This is a genomic window from Serratia sp. CC22-02, from assembly GCF_900182895.1.
Lineage (GTDB): Bacteria > Pseudomonadota > Gammaproteobacteria > Enterobacterales > Enterobacteriaceae > Serratia > Serratia nevei.
This window is the reverse complement of sequence record NZ_FXUD01000001.1, coordinates 1,176,908-1,193,574: the sequence shown is the minus strand read 5'-3', so window position 1 is coordinate 1,193,574 and position 16,667 is coordinate 1,176,908. Positions and strand designations below refer to the sequence as shown.

Sequence of the window (16,667 nt, the reverse complement as noted above, 5' to 3'; positions counted from 1 at the left end):
TGAGGCGGGCTTTAGTCTTTGTCCAACGGCGTCATGCTGACGGAGGAGAGGTAGTTGAGCAGGGCGATGTCGTTCTCGACGCCCAGCTTCATCATCGCCGATTTCTTCTGGCTGCTGATGGTTTTGATGCTGCGGTTGAGTTTCTTGGCGATTTCGGTCACCAGGAAACCTTCGGCGAACAGGCGCAGCACTTCGCTCTCTTTCGGCGACAGGCGCTTGTCGCCATAGCCGCTGGCGCTGATCTTCTCCAGCAGTTTAGAGACGCTTTCCGGCGTGAATTTCTTGCCTTTCTGCAGGGCGGCCAGCGCCTTCGGCAGATCGGTCGGCGCGCCTTGTTTCAGCACGATGCCTTCGATATCCAGATCCAATACCGCGCTCAGGATCGCCGGGTTGTTGTTCATGGTCAGCACGATGATCGACAACTGTGGATAGTGGCGCTTGATGTATTTAATCAGCGTGATGCCGTCGCCATACTTGTCACCCGGCATCGACAGATCGGTGATCAGCACGTTGGCGTCCAGCTTGGACAGATTGTTGATCAGTGCGGTTGAGTCTTCGAACTCCCCAACGACATTCACCCATTCAATTTGCTCAAGTGACTTCCGGATGCCAAACAGTACGATAGGATGGTCATCAGCAATAATTACGTTCAGGTTATTCATGTTGTTGGCTACCTTGCTTCAGCAGTCTGCTGACGAAAAAATCAATCTGACTGATGTTATTCTCGATCTCGGGCGCATCACCTTCTGCGATGCGCTGTTCTAACGATTCGCACAGCTGCTTGCCGGGAAGCAGATTTAACATGGCAAACACGCCTTTCAGGCGGTGTGCGGTTTGTGACAGCGCATTGAAATCACTGCTGCCCGCCTCAGTATACAGTTTTTTGACATCGTCGGGTACTGTATCGACAAACAGCCCATAGTAATCACTTGATTTCAATTGTTTTTCATAGAGTTGGATATCTTCTGAGCTCAATGAAAGCGGGCTTTCTTCCTGTTCCAGCGCGGCCATTTGCTGTTCGATCAGCATCAGCACGGCGTCGATTAATGCGCCGTTCAGATTATAGTTCACCCGAATGTAGCGTTTCTCCAGCGCTTGCCAGCCCGGCTCATCGGTCGCCAACAACAGGGTGTAGTCATCGGCGCGTTGTGGGTTATCGGTCAGCAGCACGTCATAATCGCGGTTGACCGCGCGATCTTCGGCGACGAGACAGTCGGCGCCGTAGGCCTGCAGCAGACGGGTCACGATGCCGCGCACCTCATCCGACGTGACGTCCAGCAGGGCGGTGACGCCGTCGAGCAGCTTTTCCTGCTCCTGCGGCTCTTTTTTCTCCATCTCCATGGCGACGCGAATGGTATAGCGAGTGCCGATATCCACCTTGCTGCGAATGTCCAACTGGCCATTAAGTTTTTTGCACAGCTGGTTGCACAGGAAGAAGGTGAGCCCGGAACCGTGGTTGAAGCGGTCCACCAGCGTCTGGCTGAGGAAGGGATAGTTGAGGTTGCTGATCTCTTCGTTGGAGATGCCGGAGCCGGTGTCATTGATTTGGAAAATCAGGCGATCCGGGTGCTCGGGCTCATGGTCGATAACCAGCGAAATCTTGCCGCAGGCGGTGGTGATAATGGCGTAATGCACCAGCAGCGCAATCACTTTGCGCAGCGCGTTGGCGTCGCCGATATAGTTCTGCTCGACGTCCAGCTGGAAATGCTTGAACAGCGCCAGCCCCTTCTGGTTAAGGGCGGGCAGGGCCTCCAGCAGCAACTCGTCGACCATCGCCGCCGGGTTGAATGGTTCGCGCGTAGGCTGCCAGTCCTGGGTTTCCAACCGGGTCAGCAGGGTAATGTTATCGATCAAACCCAGCACCGAAGCCGACTCCGCGGTTAACTGGCCCAACAGTGCCTGCTGCTGCTCCTCATCCGGCCGGTTACGCAGACGATCGACCAGATCGTGCATATGGCGTACCGGCTGATTGAGCTCGATGCCCAGGTTGTGCAGCATCAGCTTGCGTGCCTGAACGTTCTTGTCATATTCGCGCCGCGCCTGCTGCAGCCGCTTGTTCACCATCACCTCTTTATCCTGATCGTGCATCAGGAACAGGTAGGTGTCCGGCGACAGCTGGCTGCGGAAGATACGGATTTCATACACTTCATTGTTGACCGTCGCCTGGATCACCCCGTGATGTTGTTCGGCCATATGGGCGATTTTTTGCAGGCTGAGGTGCGGCAGCAGGTGTTCGGCGATTTTGTTGCTGGCGATCACCGTATTGTTGGCGAAGCTGTAGACCAGCAGGCCGGAAGGCAGGCTGGAGACGATCTCCTGATTCAGTGCGCGCTCGGCTTCCAGCTCCACCGCCATGTTTTCGCTCGGGCGAATGTACTGGCGGCGGATAAAGTAGATGCTCAGCATCGACAGCGCCAGCAGCAGCAGGTTGATCGCGATCAGCCAGATGTTGTTGCGCAGCAGATCGATGGCCAGATTGATGGCCGAAACGCGATACACCACCTTCAGCGGCGCATTGGGCAGGGCGGCGCTGAACTCGACCCAACCGCCGCTCATCGTCGCATGGGTACCGAGAGCCGTTTCCGCCGGAATGGCGCTGTCGTCGAGATCGACATCGTCCGGCAGCAGCAGGAAATTGGCGCGGGCCAGATTGGCCGGAATGATGTCGTTGATCGGCAAGTCGAAGGCGATCACCGTCGCCAGATGTCCCGGCTGATTAAAGGTGGTGCGAATCGAGAACGAATAGGCGTTCTGGAAACGCTGCTTGCGCAGATCGGAAAAGCTCTCGCGCTCGTCGAGCATGTTGGCCTGTTGCAGCATCTCGGCGCGGCGTTCGTCCGCCGAGGTGGTCAGGTAGCTCTCTCGAAAGCGCGAAGCCAGCTCTTTGAGCGGCTGGGTGGTGATCAGACTGAGGCTGTTGTCCTGGCCATTGAGGTAATACATGGCGTAGTTCTCGGTCTTGGCACCCCAGCGAGTGTCCAGGTAGTCCGAGATGTTGGCGATCATAGCCAGCGTGTTCTCGTCATGGCTGCCGAAGATCACCGCGTCGGTTTTCTTGTGCGGCTTCTCGACATAATAGACGTCGGGCCGCAGGCGGGTTTCCTGCAAACCGGGATCGCTGTTCTGTGCCGGCGCATTGCCGAATTTGTCATAGACCTGGTAGGTCATATAGCGGTAGGTATCGATACGCTTTTGCAGCGAACCGGCAATGCTGTTCAGCGTGTACTTCTTTTCCGCCAGCCAGGCGTTGGTGTAGTTGTAACCATACAGGCCAATGCCGATCGTCAGCAGCACGATAAACAGCAGGAAGCAGCGGGTAATGTTGCTGGAGCTGATGGTCAGTTGTTTATTTTGCATAGTGGCTGCGCATTCCTGAATCAGCGAGTGACGGCCTTGGCGCTGGCGGTGACCGCCAACAGCAGGGCGGCTACGCAGGCGAAAGCCACCGTCAGGCTGGAAAACTGAGCGATAAAGCCGATCAGCGCCGGGCCGGCCAGAATACCGGCATAGCCGACGGTGGTGACGGAGGCGATCGCCAAATTGGCCGGCATGTCGCGCTGGTTGCCCGCCGCGCTGAACAGGATCGGCACGACGTTCGAGGCGCCCAGGCCGACCAGCATGAAACCGACCAGCGACACGGTAGCGTGATTGAAGGCGATGGCCAGGCTCAGACCGAGTGCGGCGCACAGGCTGCCCAGCAGCAGCACTCGGTAGCGGCCCAGCGAGTTCACCACCCGATCGCCATTGAGCCGGCCGAGCGTCATGGTGATGGAAAACAGCGCATAGCCCAGGCCGGCCTGGCTATGTTCGACGCCGCGCAGCGTGGTGAGGAACAGCGCGCTCCAGTCGAGCATCGATCCTTCCGCCAGAAACATGATAAAGCACAGGATGCCGATGAACATCACCCAGCCGCGCGGCAAAACGAACATCGGCCCGCCGTCGTCGGCATCGCTCTCACGCAGCAGATGGCGGCTGGCGAGCGCCAGCAGCGCTACCACTGCCAGTACGGTAAGCAGGGTGGATTGCAGCGGCGTCAGGCCCAGCCACAGCAGCGCGCTGACGCCACCGGCGCCGGCAATGCCGCCGATGCTGAAGAAACCGTGAAAACCGGACATCATCGCCTTGCCGCTGGCGCGTTCGACGATCACCGCCTGAACGTTCATCGCCACGTCGATCATGCCGATCGCTGCCCCGAACAGCAGCAGCGCCACGGCCATGCCGCCGAGGGAATCCATCAGCGCCAGTAGCGGCAGATCGATGCATAACCCGAGCCCCGCCATCAGGATCACCGCGCGGCAGCCCAGTTTGCCGGTCAGGAAACCGGTCAGCGGCATCGCCAGCATGGAACCGGCACCGATACAGAGCAGCAACAGGCCGAGCGAGCCGTCATCGATACCGATGCGCGTTTTGGCGAAGGGCACCAGCGGCGCCCAGGCGGCCATGCCGAGACCGGCGACGAAAAAGGCCAGGCGGGTGGCGATCTGTTGAGGAACGCCGGGCGTTTGCTGTTCATTGCACAAGGTGGCTGTCATGTAAGCGTCAGGATCTTGGGTCAAAAGAGTGGCGAAAGTTACTGACAGTTTTTATCACAATCCGCGATCCGGGTCGAAAAGATTCGCGTTTGGTTCCTCTCTGGCACCGCCTCTGCGCACCAGCCACAGGGCGATCGCCTGGACTATATACGCCTTTTGCCGTTGGTCGAGCGCGATACCCTGCGGTATGCCGTGCCACTTTTCCAGGCAGCCGCGGCAGCAGGTGGCGGTGGCGTGTTGGGCGACAAACACCGGGTGGCCGCGCATCGGCGTTTGCTTACCGTCATTTTTAGGATGGGCGGCGGCCAGGCGACTGTCGATGAAATCGCGGGCATGGCTGAGGATCAGCGGCAATCCCTTGTCGTCAAGGTAGGTTTGGTCTTTGGTATTTAAACGGAAACGGGCGCGGAAGGGGGAGCTTTGCAGCCGCTGCCACAGCACGTCGGGTTGAAAGGGCATCATGACTTTACTCGCTGAGGGTGAGCTTTTTTTCAGGCTATCAGAAGTGAAACTCCGCGGCTAATTATGCCTGCGGCGAGAAATAACGGACGGGATAAAGCACGAAATGAAAAGCAAACTCAATTTGTAGACTAAAATAACAGAAAAAATTAGCAATTAGTGCGGAAGTGAATTAGTGAAACTATATCATGAGGTTATTTATTTGCTTGCTATTTGTACGAGCTGAAATTGTGAGGAGAGTGTGGAGGAAAATAAAAAACCGGCCAGAAGCCGGTTAAAGGAATGCTGAAATTATCTTCGGGTAATGAAGGTAATAATGAAAATAATGATGATAGCGAGGTGATTATAGCGGCTGCGTGCGGACAGCGTTTTGGCACAATGTGCTTATTGCCCGATTCAATTGTATGGTTGCCTTTTTTTTCTTAAAGATATGTATAACTACATGATTTTTTATCAATTAATCTATTCTTTGTCTTTAAGTGCTTTATTTTGTTTGTCTGTAATGTTTTGTGAAAGTTCGCGCGTATTTACATTTTGAAACCTTTATTAATTACAATGAAACACTATCGGATACTTGGTATCATTTTCTTTCTGGATTAATATAACCCTTGTTACCAGAATGGTAATGCACAGTCGTGCTAATAATGCTCGAAAAGGGCAGTGGCCGTAGCTCGACATAATTAACGAGGATAATAACGATGAAACTTCGAGTACTCTCTCTGATGGTACCCGCACTGCTGGTTGCAGGCACAGCAGGCGCGGCGGAAATCTACAACAAAGACGGTAATAAACTGGATTTGTACGGTAAAGTCGACGGTCTTCACTATTTCTCCAGCAATGATGGCGCGGACGGCGATCAGTCTTATATGCGTTTTGGCCTGCGTGGCGAAACGCAAATCAGCGATCAGCTGACCGGTTACGGCCAGTGGGAATATCAGGCTAACCTGAACCACGCTGAAAACCAGGACAACAAGAACTTCACCCGTTACGGCTTCGCCGGTCTGAAATTCGGCGACTACGGTTCCTTCGACTATGGTCGTAACACCGGCGTGCTGTACGACGTCGCGGCTTACACCGACTTGCAGCCTGAGTTCGACGGCTCGACCTACGGCGCTGACCAGTTCATGTTCCAGCGCTCCAGCGGCCTGGCGACCTACCGTAACAACGGCTTCTTCGGTTTGGTTGACGGCCTGAACTTCGCCCTGCAGTACCAGGGTAAGAACGGCAGCCCAGAAGAAACCAACAACGGCCGTGACGTTCTGGGTCAGAACGGTGAAGGCTACGGCATGTCGATGAGCTATGACATGGGCTACGGCATCAGTGCCGCCGGTGCCTTCTTCAACTCTCGCCGCACCAGTGAGCAGAACGGCGGTGGCGGCTACCAGAACATTATGGGCCGCGGCGACAAGGCGGAAGGTTACTCCGGTGGCCTGAAATATGACGCCAACGACACCTACCTGGCCGTGATGTTCACCCAGTCCTACAACGCGGCGCGCTTCGGTAGCTCTACCAGCGATGCTTTCGGTTACGCCAACAAGGCGCAGAGCTTTGAAGCCTACGCGCACTACCAGTTCGACTTCGGTCTGCGTCCATTCGTGGGCTATAACCAGACCAAAGGTAAAGACCTGGGCCGCGCCGGTAACGGTAAGGACTACGGCGATGAAGATCTGGTCAAATTCGTCGACCTGGGCGCGACCTACTTCTTCAACAAAAACATGTCCACCTATGTTGACTACAAAATCAACCTGCTGGACAACAACGACTTCACCCAAGCTGCCGGTATCAACACCGACAACGTGGTTGCCGTGGGCCTGGTTTACCAGTTCTAAGCACCTCAGTGTGAACGTCATCACGCGGCCTTCGGGCCGCGTTTTTTTTGCCTGTAAAGCACGGATTGATCCGTTGTCGGCACGGAAAGCGCTTCGGATCTCCCCCGCTGGGCCTACGCTGTCAGAACAGCAAACAGAGCGGAGGTGATATGGAACTCAAGATCGACAAGGTGATCGAAACGGTGCTGTACGTCAGCGATATTGAACGCGCGGACGCCTTTTATCGAGAGGTGCTGCAATTGCCGGCGATGGTCGCCAACGAACGGTTTCGCGCCTATAACGTCGGCGATCGAAGCGTATTGTTGCTGTTTATCGAGGGCGACTCGCTGCGTGGGGCGCACTATCCGACCGGGTTTATTCCCGCGCACGATGGCGTGGGGCCGGCGCATATCGGGCTGGCGGTAGCGAAAGACCAACTGCCGCATTGGGAACGGCATCTGATGGCCAACGGCGTGGAGATAGAGGGGCGGATGCGCTGGGAACACGGCGGGGAGAGCATTTATTTTCGCGATCCCGACGCTCATCTGCTGGAGTTGGTGACGCCGGGCATTTGGGCCAATTACTGATCGAACCCGCCTTGCGCCAACATGTCCAACGTAGCATTCAGCACCTGCAGCGCGGCCTGCGGTTGCCGCTCTGTCTGCACTCTGACGATGGCGCCGTCGATCAGCATCGCCAACATCGCTGAGTGCTGTTCCCGCTGTGGGCCGGCGGGCAGGTGACGTGCCAACTCGTCCGCCATCTGCCGCTTATGCTGGCTGGCGATGTGCAGGCTTTCCGGCAGCAGGTCGGCAAGTTCCACCGCCGTATTGATAAACGCGCAGCCGCGAAAGCGCGGATCGTCGAACCATTCCGCCAGGCAGGGCGCCAGCGCCGCCAGCAACCCGCCGGTTTGCGCCACATGCCTGGCCAACGCTGTGCTGAACCAGGCTAGCCACTGCTGGTGGCGATAGGCCAAAAACGCCGTAATCAAGTCGTTCTTGCTGGGAAAATGGCGGTAAAACGTCACCTTGGTTACGCCAGATTCCTTGATGATGCGATCGATGCCGGTGGCGCGGATCCCCTCCTGATAAAACAGATCGTGCGCCGTCAGCAGGATGCGCTGGCGGGTGGGCAAGGCGTTGAGATCGGCGGTCATCATTTTCTCCTGGGCTATTTCCGACTGATTGTAGACAACTCTGTCTACATGCGCTAGCGTAATGTTGTAGACAGAGTTGTCTACATGCCTTCACTCAGGAGATGAACATGAGCATTAAACCCCCATTGCCGCCTTTTACCCGCGAATCCGCCATCGAGAAGGTGCGGCTGGCGGAGGATGCCTGGAACAGTCGCGATCCCGAACGCGTATCGCAGGTATATTCCCTCGATACCCATTGGCGTAACCGCGCGGAGTTTGTCGAAGGCCGCACAGCGGTAGTCGGTTTTTTACAACGCAAATGGGCGAAAGAACTGGAGTATCGGCTAATTAAGGAACTGTGGGCGTTTGATGGCGCGCGCATCGCGGTGCGTTTCGCCTATGAATGGCGCGACGATTCCGGCAACTGGTATCGCAGCTTCGGCAACGAAAACTGGGAGTTCAATCAGGAGGGGCTGATGATCAACCGCCATGCGTGCATCAACGACATGCCGATCCGCGAACAGGATCGGCGTTTTCACTGGCCGCTCGGCCGGCGGCCGGACGATGTCCCGGCCCTGAGCGATTTCGGTTTTTGAATCTGACGTCGCGCCCGCGATGGCCGCTCGTGAGGAAAAGCGCACCGATCGACAAAGGGGAATTTGTAGAAAAGCCTTTCCACTTCTAGACTTAGGGGACAACAAACGCACTCCAAGAGGACAAGCTATGACGAAGAAGTTGGTTTTGGCCGTCGGCACTGCGGCGGTATTTTCCATTCTTGCCGGCTGCACCGCCTATGACCGCGCAACCAGTTATGTCAATGAGCCGGTGGTCAGCGATGTCAAAGTAGGGATGACCAAGCAGCAGGTGCGGGCTATCGCCGGTCCGCCGTCGACCACCGCCACGCTGGTTCATGCGCAGGGCACTTGCGACACCTATGCGGTGGCGCCGCGCGACGGCAAAGTGCAAACGTACTTTGTCAGCTACAACGACACGGGCCATGTCATGAACAAGGGCTATCAAACCTGTTCAGACTACGATTCTCAGCCGAAATAATCGCGTTTCGGCCGACACAAAAAGCCTCGCTTGCGCGGGGCTTTTCATTTTTTAAGCGTTTAAGGCCTGAAGTTTAGGCAACTGCACCGGTTGTGCCATTTTTTTGCATGAAAACGATAGACATTTCATAACGGTATCGCTAATATCAGCGCCCATTGGAAGGATGGCCGAGTGGTTTAAGGCAACGGTCTTGAAAACCGTCGAGTGTAACAGCTCCCAGAGTTCGAATCTCTGTCCTTCCGCCAAATTCAGCCGGCTTAGCTCAGTAGGTAGAGCAACTGACTTGTAATCAGTAGGTCACCAGTTCGATTCCGGTAGCCGGCACCATGATAAAGCAGTACCGGCACCCTGAGTGCCAAAAAAACCGCCAGCCGCAAGGTTGGCGGTTTTTTGCTTTATGCCGTTCCCAACGCGGCGTGTACGGGGCTAGGGCAGCCAGGCGCCAAGCACCACTCCGATAATCGCGTACTCATCGGCATTCAGCGCCGGGCAGTCCGGCATGCTCCCCTTAAGCCATCGATGCCCTGCTTCCTCAACATACTTTCTAAAGGTGAGCTCAGCATTGTCGCAGCGTTTCGCTATCACCTTGTCGCCGGAGACGAGCTCGGTTATGCCGGCCGCAGTGGGTTCGACAAGTATCAAGGCGCCCTTCGGGTAATTGGCGCCGGTAGAGCCACTCATCGTGTCATCCCGCACGGGCAGCCAGTAGGCCTGAACGCTGCACTGCACCATCGCCGGGTAGTGGACGGCCGTCCCTTTGTTCAGCTGTTCGTGAGACAACGGCAGTGTCCACGCCAACAGCGGCAGCGTTTTACCCGGGGCCTGCGCGGCCTTCTTCCTGGCGGGGCGTAGCCCGGTTTGCTCCAGGCCGTCCAGCCAGCCGATTTGCACGGCGAAGTACTGTTCAATCCTTCGCGCCATATCGCCACTGATGCCTTTTTTTCCTTTCTTGCCCGACGGGTAGAGCAGGCGAGAGACATAGTCAGCTGCAATGCCGAGCGCCTCGGCAAGGCGCTTTTGGCCTCCGACGCCGAGGTTGTCGATCAGGATGATCAGGCGCTCTCGCCGCATCTCCTGCAGGTGCAATTTTTGCTCGTTTTTCATGAGGCCATCGTACCTAAATTTAGCTGCAGGTAAATGGCTTTTCGCTATTGAAAAAAAGATACCTCTGGGTATACTTGATACTGTTTATTTATACAGTATCTGGTGCGGCATTCCTCGGCGAGCACGCCGAGCAGCACAACGGCTCGACCGACGTCGGTAAGCGACATGGAGCCCTGGCGATGTGGCAAACGCCCAAAGGAGGTGGAAGCATGAGAGATATGAATGAAGTGTTGGAGCGATGGGGCGTATGGGCCAGGGATAACAGCGGCATTGATTATTCCCCCATTGCCGCCGGATTCAAAGGGCTGTTGTCCTATAAATCGAATGGCGAGCTCTCCTGCTGCGATGATGACGGCCTGGTGATCGACGGTTGCGTGGGCAGATTGAAGAAATACAAACCCGAAGAGTTCGATCTCATCATTGCCCACCATGTTTATGGCATATCTCTGCGCAAGATTGCCCTGAAAAGGAAATGTTCAGACGGTACGATACGTAAAGAGATGCAAACGGCGGAGGGATTTATCGGTGGATGCCTGGCGATGCTGGATATAACGTTGAGTATGGATCGCTGAAAAGGCTGCCGTTGAAATTGAAGAGGGCTTATTTTTCGCCTCCTAATGATATAAGGAATAATAAGGGCGAGTAAAATATCTTGCGCGTCGCCATAATTAAAAAAGCTCACGCGTACGCAAATAAGCCGGTAATATGATAAAACTGAGTCGTTGCCGGCGCCGCCGCACGATAGATAAACCTCGCTCCGGCGGGGTTTTATTTCTTTATCATAAAAGACTCACGCGTACGCAAATAAGCCGGCAATATGATAAAACTGAGTCGTTGCCGGCGCCGCCGCACGATAGATAAACCTCGCTCCGGCGGGGTTTTATTTTTTTATCATAAAAGACTCACGCGTACGCAAATAAGCCGGTAATCTGATAAAACTGAATTGTTGCCGGCGCCGCCGCACGATAGATAGACCTCGCTCCGGCGGGATTTTTCATTTTTAGCCTCCTTGTCAAAACGGTCAATCACTCACTGAATAATGACTGTCGTTGAATGACCACGACGGGAGGCTAATCCCTCTTCTTTATAAAACAGCGCAATCTTATTTATCTGCCCAGGCTCAGCAGAGCGAATAAGCCATTTTCAACAGCGTAAATGGCCGCTTTTTAAATGGAACAGGAATGACGGGGAGAAGTGCCGCATTTAGCGGCTCTTTTCCATGACTCCCGAAGATCGGGCTATGCCCCGGCAAGGGGAGGGTGATGATTATGCCTTGGAAAAATGAACCAAACATTCTTTCAATGCTGCTTGCTTTCGGCATGACGCTGCTGGGGGCGATCGCCAGCTATTCCTTCAAGGTCTTGAACGGCGAAACCTTTAGCTGGAGGACGCTGTTCTTGCAGCTGTTCGTTTCTATTTTCGCCGGTTTGACCATGGTGATGATTGCGCTGCATTACGACTGGCCTTCGGAGGTGATGGGCGGCGTATGCGGCATGGCGGGGTGGTCGGGAGCATCGCTGATCAAGGGATTGGAACGCCGATTTCTCAATAAAGCGTCAGGAGGAAACCATGAAGATAAGTGACGATGGCATAGCGCTGATCAAGCGTTTCGAAGGTTTGCGATTGCAGGCTTATCAGGACTCGGTCGGCGTTTGGACCATCGGTTACGGTTGGACCCAGCCGGTCGCAGGACGAAAAGTGGGTGCCGGCATGGCGATCGATGCCGCAACGGCCGAGCGTTTGCTGCTGTGCGGTATCGCCCAATTCGAACAGGGCGTCGAACGGCGGGTGGCGGTGACGATCACGCAGGGGCAGTTCGATGCGCTGGTGAGCTTTGCCTATAACCTGGGCCTGCGCGCGCTGGAGAACTCGACGCTGCTGCGCCGGTTGAACGCCGGCGATCGGCAGGGAGCGGCCGACCAGTTCGGTCGATGGGTCAATGCGGGCGGCGTGCGGCTCGATGGGTTGCTTGCCCGGCGCGCGGCGGAACGCGCGCTGTTCCTGTCCTGATGCCCGAATGCGTCTGCACAACGATTCCCCCCTCAAAACGACGGAGATCTTGCCCAAATGATTGAAGATGAAATCCAACGCTCGCTGGCCACGCTAACCCATCTGGCGGCTTACCCGCTGATCTTGCCGGATCCGCAGCAAGAAGGCGTGACCTATCAGAAGATCAGCGATCTGAAAGTGAACACCGGTCTGGTTGACAGCTCGCTGGTGCAAAGCCGTTTTCAGATCGTGCTGTACGTGATCGACGATTACTCCCGGCTGATCGCTCTGGATAAGGCGGTTTTGAATGCCTGGGAAGGGGTTCGGCATGGCCATATCGGCCAATGGCCGGTACAGGCTGTCGCGCGCAGCACCCTTTTGCAGAGCGCCACGCCCCTGGCAGATGACCGCGTTCAGTATCGGATGGCGCGCGATTACCTCATCACGCATTCCGAGGTGGCGGTGTGATCGCCATGAAGGTTTCCGGCATGGCGGAATTGACTCGCCGGTTGGAAACGATTCGGCGCGAGGTCACCAGCCACATTCTGCCGGAAGCCGGCCACGCCGCGTTAGCCCCGGTCCTTGGCACGATGCGGCAGTGTGCCGATCGGGGGGCGCCAAACAGCGAGCCATCGCTGAGCGCCGGCATCGCGATACGCCCGATCGTTACCGGATGGAACGCGGTGACGTTGCGCGTCGGCCCCAGTAAACAGCATTACCACCGAGCCCTGGCGCAGGAGTACGGCACGGCAACGCAAGCCGCCGCCCCGTTTATTCGCCCTGCGCTGGATCACCATAAGCACCAAGTGTTACGCATCCTGGCGGCTAACGTCCGCTATGGCATCGAAAACCGGTAGCGACCGCTACCATCCTTCATCAAAAAAGAGAGAGAAAAACTATGGCTGATAAAACTTCGCCAGAATACGCCATGCTGCCTGCCGGCACTATCGTCAAATGGGGCACCGTTGGGGCTGCGCCCACGGCCATGAAGGCGCTGACCAACTGTAAAGCGGTGGGTGAAATGGGGCAAACCGGCGGTTTTGTCGATTGCACCACGCTGCTGGATACCGCCAAGCAGTTTATTTCCGACCTGCCGGAAGGCGCGGAGAAATCCATCGGTTTCATCGACGATCCGTCCAACGCCGATTTCGCGGCGCTGCTGAATGCGGCGGACAAGCGCGAAACGGTACAGTTTTACGTCGAGCTGCCGAACGGCCGCACTTCCACCTCCATCCTGTCGCTGTCCGGCTGGAAAATGAATGAGATCACCGCCCCGGCGAGCGAAGTCATTCAGATTACCGTTCAGGGCAAGCAAAACAGCAACACCTGGGGCTCGGTTACCCCGAAGGTGTGACGAACCGACGAGCGCGCTGGCTTAACGCCTGAGGGCGCTCGACGCGATCGCTTCCGCCGCGGGCCATGTGGCCTGCGGCAATTTTCTTCATGCAGAGCACATTATATGAACAAGGAAAAACCGATGACTGAGAAATACGATCTGAAAGCGCTGAAAGCGGCGCTGCTGAAATCCGACGACCACGTGATCGAAACGCAGATCTTTGGCGCCAAAGCCTTTATCCGCCGCCTGAAAGCGGCGGAACTGCAGGAAAACGAAGACGGCATGAAGGCCGCCATCGACAGCGGTGATATGAACAAAGCCGCACAGCTCAACGTGCAGCTGCTGCTGTCTTGCCTGATGACGCCGGACGGCAAACGCATCCCGGCCGGCGCCTTGCCGAGCGTTGAAGATCTGCTGGCGGCGCACGACAACCCGACGCTGGTCGAAGCCATCGGCGCCGTTAAGCGCCATGCGGTCGGCAGCCTGGAGGAAGCGGAAAAAAACTGACTGACTCGCCCTGGCTGATGTTGGTGTTCCAACTGGCCGATCGCTGGGGTGAGTCGGATCCTCGCAAGATCGCCGCGCTGCCGGCGCACATCCTGAATCACTGGCGGGCATACTTCAAACTGCAAGGCATGACGGCCGATGCGGCGGAGAGTGCCCCCGTTCATCAATCCGGTCAGCCCGCGCAAAGCAGTATTGATATGCAGTGTGCTGACGTTATGCGAGTGCTGGGAAATGGCTGATACCGCACAGTTGGTCGTCGGGTTGCAACTGAATGACACCAACTTTAAAAACAAACTGACGGCGGCTTACCGTACCGCCGGGGAACAATCCGCCAAATTTAACCGCCAGGCTCAGCAGGACGCGAAGAAGACCGACGAGTCGTATCAACGCATCGGCGGCACGCTTGGCGGCCTGGCGGGGAAACTGGCGGGGCTGGCCGGCGTCGAGCTGTCGCTGCAGGGGCTCGCCGCCACCTCGCGCCAGTATGGGCAGGCGCTCACCGAACTTGCGTCCATCACCGTCGCCGCGACAGCGCAGATGAAGCAGTTGGACGACGCGGCTCGCCAGGCAAGCAGCGCCTCCGGCGAAGGCGGTAGCCGGGCGGAGGAGATGCTGAAACTGGCCGGCGGCCTGAATGACAGCGCGGCGGCCTGGCGCGATCAGGCGGCGGCGGCGCGCGGGGCGGCTCAGGCGACGACCGGCGTCGGTTCTGCCTCTCGCGTCGCCAACGTCGCGCTGGGGGTTCTTGGCGGCCCGATCGGTGTCGCCATCCAGGCGGGATTGGCGATGGCGTACTTCCATGAGCAAAACCAATTGGCCCGTGAGTCGGCTTTGGCATTGAAAGATGCAGTAATAGAGACCGTCCCGACATTGGCTAAGATGTCTAATAAACAGTTAGCTGTAAAGCAACTGGATTATAGAGATCAGCTTCAGATGCTTTTTGATGAAAAAAAGCAGCTGCAACGTAATGAAACATATCTGAAAACACGGATAGAGCAGGCTAATAAAGCGGGGTGGATTGGCAGTCTCTTGTTTGGTAAGCCGGAGGACAGGAAGGAGGAGTTGATCAGAACGGCGGCGGATATGGAGTCGATGGATAAGGCCATCGAAACTGCTAAACGTAATCTTGACAATGTAAATGATGCTCGCTTTTTGGCTTATACAGAGCTTGGCCAACGTATTAGCCAGTTTCAATCTGATATTAATGCAATGGTAACTCCTGAGCAGCCTAAAGATGATCAGTCAGCTGCTGGTAGGTCAGGGGCAGATAAGAGTGGACAAGAAAAGCAGCAGGAGCAGTACATGAAGCTGCTTCAACAGCTCGCGGAACAATACGCGCCTGGGCAGACGACGGTACGCAAAGAGCAGGAAGCCAGCGAAGAACTGAAAACGCTTTATGGTAAGCGACTGTCGAACGAACGCGAATATCAGATCGCCAGTCTGGCGCAGCAGCAAGAAAATATGCGCCAGCGATTGAAAGCTGAAACCGACGCGAAACAGCTGGAGTACTCCAACCGGAACGCACAAATGACTTTGTCGCCTGAAGCCTATGATCAAATGGTCGCAGAGCAGCAGATCAGAGAGTCGTTCCATCAACGTCGCCTGCAGTTGGACAAGGAGGTGGCAGATAAAAATTCCGAGCAATATGTGCAACAGGCAGACATTCTCGCGAGTGAACAGCAACGCCAACTGGATATTGTTCGCGATGCCGAACAGAAAAAAGCGGCGATTAAAGGGGATTATGTCGCCGGGTTGAAAAAGGGCCTGTTGGCTTGGACGGGTGATAGCGGTAACGTTTTTGAGCAAGTCAAAAACATAACGACCCAAACGTTTGATGGCATGGCCAACGCCTTGACTAACTTTGTCACCGTCGGCAAAGCCAGTTTCGGTGATTTTGCCAAATCCATCCTGAACGACCTAACCGGTATGATGATTAAGATGGCGATGTTTAACGCCCTTAAAACCGGTATGAGTTTCTTTTTGCCTACCGGTAACGATCCGGGGCCTGTGCCGATGTTCCTTAACGCCAAGGGCGGCGTGTACGCCTCGCCTTCGCTGAGCGCATTCAGCGGCCAGATCGTCAGCAATCCCACATTGTTCGCGTTCGCCAGAGGCGCCGGCTTGATGGGCGAAGCCGGGCCGGAGGCCATCATGCCGCTCAAACGCGGCGCGGACGGTTCGCTCGGCGTGCGGGCGATCGGCGGTGGCCAACAGGCTGCGGCGGCGCCGAATGTCTACATCACCATCGAGAACGGCGGCACCGTCAGTTCGCAGGCCGATCCCGGATGGGGCGAGTTCGGTAAACAGATGGGGAATATCGCCGCGCAGGAAAGCCAGAAGGTGATCAACCGCAACCTGATGCCTGGCCAGCCGATTTGGAAAGCAATCAAGGGGATGTAATGGGCATTCAGACATTTGAATTTCCGGCGCGCGTCAATGCCGCCGGCGATATGCGTTTTCGCGTCAGAAAGGCGCAGTTCGGCGACGGCTATGCGCAGGTCTCCGGCGACGGCATTAACCCGATCGTGCGCTCCTGGGATCTGACCTTTGTCGGCAAGTATGACTACATCACGCCGATCATCGTCTTTCTGGAAAACCATCACGGGGTGAAGTCCTTCCAATGGACGCCACCGACGCAGGTTACCGGCCTGTACCGCTGCGAGGGCTATAAGCCGGTCGCCATGGGCGGGGACAACTATTCACTGACGGCCACGTTTACCGAGGCCTTCCACGTTTAACCG

General features: G+C 56.3%; 20 protein-coding genes and 2 tRNA genes. 16 read left to right on the top strand and 6 right to left on the bottom strand.

The genetic code is table 11. The annotated features are described in order from the left end of the window. Positions 1-11 precede the first annotated feature (11 nt). Genes rcsB through QOL81_RS05680 form a run of 4 tightly spaced genes read right to left on the bottom strand, consistent with a single transcriptional unit; the run spans position 12 to position 4,991 of the window. Positions 12-662 carry a response regulator transcription factor RcsB gene (gene rcsB, locus QOL81_RS05695; protein ID WP_004935900.1) on the bottom strand — a complete coding sequence of 217 codons (651 nt, stop codon included), beginning with the start codon at positions 660-662 and terminating at the stop codon, positions 12-14. Next, complete coding sequence (gene rcsD / locus QOL81_RS05690) at positions 655-3,357, bottom strand: phosphotransferase RcsD (protein WP_141959793.1); 2,703 nt, start codon at positions 3,355-3,357, stop codon at positions 655-657. The genes rcsB and rcsD overlap by 8 nt, the downstream gene beginning before the upstream one ends. A gap of 20 nt (positions 3,358-3,377) precedes the next feature. Further along, positions 3,378-4,532, bottom strand: a complete 1,155-nt coding sequence (locus QOL81_RS05685) for an MFS transporter (RefSeq protein ID WP_197826847.1) — start codon at positions 4,530-4,532, stop codon at positions 3,378-3,380. A gap of 54 nt (positions 4,533-4,586) precedes the next feature. Beyond that, positions 4,587-4,991, bottom strand: a complete 405-nt coding sequence (locus QOL81_RS05680; protein WP_404948176.1) for a DUF4186 domain-containing protein — start codon at positions 4,989-4,991, stop codon at positions 4,587-4,589. A 698-nt stretch (positions 4,992-5,689) separates the two neighbouring features. Here QOL81_RS05680 and ompC point away from each other — a divergent pair. Continuing rightward, on the top strand, positions 5,690-6,820 hold the full coding sequence (ompC, locus tag QOL81_RS05675; protein WP_049200197.1) for a porin OmpC: 1,131 nt from the start codon (positions 5,690-5,692) through the stop codon (positions 6,818-6,820). Positions 6,821-6,969: 149 nt separating this feature from the next. Then, positions 6,970-7,386: a VOC family protein gene (locus QOL81_RS05670; RefSeq protein ID WP_047730203.1), complete on the top strand. Its 417-nt coding sequence runs from the start codon at positions 6,970-6,972 to the stop codon at positions 7,384-7,386. On the opposite strand, the gene QOL81_RS05665 is transcribed toward QOL81_RS05670, so the two are convergent. Then, the gene (locus QOL81_RS05665; protein WP_283439746.1) at positions 7,380-7,958 is read right to left on the bottom strand and encodes a TetR/AcrR family transcriptional regulator; all 579 of its coding nucleotides are present in this window, start codon (positions 7,956-7,958) and stop codon (positions 7,380-7,382) included. The two genes, QOL81_RS05670 and QOL81_RS05665, sit on opposite strands and share 7 nt — an antisense overlap. A gap of 107 nt (positions 7,959-8,065) precedes the next feature. Here QOL81_RS05665 and QOL81_RS05660 point away from each other — a divergent pair, with 107 nt between their 5' ends. From QOL81_RS05660 to QOL81_RS05645, 4 genes are all read left to right on the top strand, one after another. Next, complete coding sequence (locus QOL81_RS05660; protein WP_070915333.1) at positions 8,066-8,533, top strand: nuclear transport factor 2 family protein; 468 nt, start codon at positions 8,066-8,068, stop codon at positions 8,531-8,533. A 127-nt stretch (positions 8,534-8,660) separates the two neighbouring features. Continuing rightward, the gene (gene osmE, locus QOL81_RS05655; protein ID WP_019453681.1) at positions 8,661-8,990 is read left to right on the top strand and encodes an osmotically-inducible lipoprotein OsmE; all 330 of its coding nucleotides are present in this window, start codon (positions 8,661-8,663) and stop codon (positions 8,988-8,990) included. 157 nt (positions 8,991-9,147) lie between these two features. After that, positions 9,148-9,235, top strand: a tRNA-Ser gene (locus tag QOL81_RS05650). Between the two features lie 6 nt (positions 9,236-9,241). After that, positions 9,242-9,317, top strand: a tRNA-Thr gene (locus QOL81_RS05645). A 99-nt stretch (positions 9,318-9,416) separates the two neighbouring features. Here the strand turns inward: QOL81_RS05645 and QOL81_RS05640 are convergent. Further along, complete coding sequence (locus tag QOL81_RS05640) at positions 9,417-10,094, bottom strand: LexA family protein (RefSeq protein WP_060420100.1); 678 nt, start codon at positions 10,092-10,094, stop codon at positions 9,417-9,419. Positions 10,095-10,303: 209 nt separating this feature from the next. Here QOL81_RS05640 and QOL81_RS05635 point away from each other — a divergent pair, with 209 nt between their 5' ends. The 10 genes from QOL81_RS05635 to QOL81_RS05590 all read left to right on the top strand — a co-directional run bounded on the left by QOL81_RS05635 (position 10,304) and on the right by QOL81_RS05590 (position 16,664). Continuing rightward, a complete protein-coding gene (locus QOL81_RS05635; protein WP_047730873.1) occupies positions 10,304-10,666 on the top strand; it encodes an antiterminator Q family protein in 363 nt (120 codons plus the stop codon). Between the two features lie 690 nt (positions 10,667-11,356). Continuing rightward, positions 11,357-11,677 (top strand): phage holin family protein, encoded by a 321-nt coding sequence (locus QOL81_RS05630; RefSeq protein WP_283439721.1) that lies wholly within the window; start codon positions 11,357-11,359, stop codon positions 11,675-11,677. Next, complete coding sequence (locus QOL81_RS05625; RefSeq protein WP_283439720.1) at positions 11,664-12,104, top strand: lysozyme; 441 nt, start codon at positions 11,664-11,666, stop codon at positions 12,102-12,104. The genes QOL81_RS05630 and QOL81_RS05625 overlap by 14 nt, the downstream gene beginning before the upstream one ends. 57 nt (positions 12,105-12,161) lie before the next feature. Further along, positions 12,162-12,551: a hypothetical protein gene (locus tag QOL81_RS05620; protein WP_060420107.1), complete on the top strand. Its 390-nt coding sequence runs from the start codon at positions 12,162-12,164 to the stop codon at positions 12,549-12,551. Positions 12,552-12,556: 5 nt separating this feature from the next. Next, a complete protein-coding gene (locus QOL81_RS05615) occupies positions 12,557-12,940 on the top strand; it encodes an HK97-gp10 family putative phage morphogenesis protein (RefSeq protein ID WP_207188352.1) in 384 nt (127 codons plus the stop codon). Positions 12,941-12,981: 41 nt separating this feature from the next. Next, positions 12,982-13,437 (top strand): major tail shaft subunit, encoded by a 456-nt coding sequence (locus QOL81_RS05610; RefSeq protein WP_016926946.1) that lies wholly within the window; start codon positions 12,982-12,984, stop codon positions 13,435-13,437. Between the two features lie 123 nt (positions 13,438-13,560). Then, positions 13,561-13,926, top strand: a complete 366-nt coding sequence (locus QOL81_RS05605) for a phage tail protein (protein WP_060420111.1) — start codon at positions 13,561-13,563, stop codon at positions 13,924-13,926. A 17-nt stretch (positions 13,927-13,943) separates the two neighbouring features. Beyond that, entirely contained in the window at positions 13,944-14,165 is a 222-nt protein-coding gene (locus QOL81_RS05600; protein WP_019453673.1) for a hypothetical protein, read from the top strand. Then, positions 14,158-16,326: a phage tail tape measure protein gene (locus QOL81_RS05595; protein ID WP_283439719.1), complete on the top strand. Its 2,169-nt coding sequence runs from the start codon at positions 14,158-14,160 to the stop codon at positions 16,324-16,326. The genes QOL81_RS05600 and QOL81_RS05595 overlap by 8 nt, the downstream gene beginning before the upstream one ends. Then, positions 16,326-16,664, top strand: a complete 339-nt coding sequence (locus tag QOL81_RS05590) for a phage tail protein (RefSeq protein ID WP_257711087.1) — start codon at positions 16,326-16,328, stop codon at positions 16,662-16,664. Before QOL81_RS05595 ends, QOL81_RS05590 begins: the two co-directional genes overlap by 1 nt. The last annotated feature ends 3 nt before the right edge of the window (positions 16,665-16,667 follow it).

Excerpts from the sequence above, each read along its gene's own strand:
- osmE (WP_019453681.1), top strand. The coding sequence starts at position 8,661 with ATGACGAAGAAGTTGGTTTTGGCCGTCGGCACTGCGGCGGTATTTTCC.
- QOL81_RS05630 (WP_283439721.1), top strand. The coding sequence starts at position 11,357 with ATGATTATGCCTTGGAAAAATGAACCAAACATTCTTTCAATGCTGCTT.
- QOL81_RS05620 (WP_060420107.1), top strand. The coding sequence starts at position 12,162 with ATGATTGAAGATGAAATCCAACGCTCGCTGGCCACGCTAACCCATCTG.
- rcsB (WP_004935900.1), bottom strand. The coding sequence starts at position 662 with ATGAATAACCTGAACGTAATTATTGCTGATGACCATCCTATCGTACTG.
- QOL81_RS05590 (WP_257711087.1), top strand. The coding sequence starts at position 16,326 with ATGGGCATTCAGACATTTGAATTTCCGGCGCGCGTCAATGCCGCCGGC.
- QOL81_RS05635 (WP_047730873.1), top strand. The coding sequence starts at position 10,304 with ATGAGAGATATGAATGAAGTGTTGGAGCGATGGGGCGTATGGGCCAGG.
- rcsD (WP_141959793.1), bottom strand. The coding sequence starts at position 3,357 with ATGCAAAATAAACAACTGACCATCAGCTCCAGCAACATTACCCGCTGC.
- QOL81_RS05685 (WP_197826847.1), bottom strand. The coding sequence starts at position 4,532 with ATGACAGCCACCTTGTGCAATGAACAGCAAACGCCCGGCGTTCCTCAA.
- QOL81_RS05640 (WP_060420100.1), bottom strand. The coding sequence starts at position 10,094 with ATGAAAAACGAGCAAAAATTGCACCTGCAGGAGATGCGGCGAGAGCGC.
- QOL81_RS05600 (WP_019453673.1), top strand. The coding sequence starts at position 13,944 with ATGTTGGTGTTCCAACTGGCCGATCGCTGGGGTGAGTCGGATCCTCGC.
- QOL81_RS05605 (WP_060420111.1), top strand. The coding sequence starts at position 13,561 with ATGACTGAGAAATACGATCTGAAAGCGCTGAAAGCGGCGCTGCTGAAA.
- QOL81_RS05670 (WP_047730203.1), top strand. The coding sequence starts at position 6,970 with ATGGAACTCAAGATCGACAAGGTGATCGAAACGGTGCTGTACGTCAGC.
- ompC (WP_049200197.1), top strand. The coding sequence starts at position 5,690 with ATGAAACTTCGAGTACTCTCTCTGATGGTACCCGCACTGCTGGTTGCA.
- QOL81_RS05595 (WP_283439719.1), top strand. The coding sequence starts at position 14,158 with ATGGCTGATACCGCACAGTTGGTCGTCGGGTTGCAACTGAATGACACC.
- QOL81_RS05615 (WP_207188352.1), top strand. The coding sequence starts at position 12,557 with ATGAAGGTTTCCGGCATGGCGGAATTGACTCGCCGGTTGGAAACGATT.
- QOL81_RS05680 (WP_404948176.1), bottom strand. The coding sequence starts at position 4,991 with ATGCCCTTTCAACCCGACGTGCTGTGGCAGCGGCTGCAAAGCTCCCCC.
- QOL81_RS05660 (WP_070915333.1), top strand. The coding sequence starts at position 8,066 with ATGAGCATTAAACCCCCATTGCCGCCTTTTACCCGCGAATCCGCCATC.
- QOL81_RS05625 (WP_283439720.1), top strand. The coding sequence starts at position 11,664 with ATGAAGATAAGTGACGATGGCATAGCGCTGATCAAGCGTTTCGAAGGT.
- QOL81_RS05610 (WP_016926946.1), top strand. The coding sequence starts at position 12,982 with ATGGCTGATAAAACTTCGCCAGAATACGCCATGCTGCCTGCCGGCACT.
- QOL81_RS05665 (WP_283439746.1), bottom strand. The coding sequence starts at position 7,958 with ATGACCGCCGATCTCAACGCCTTGCCCACCCGCCAGCGCATCCTGCTG.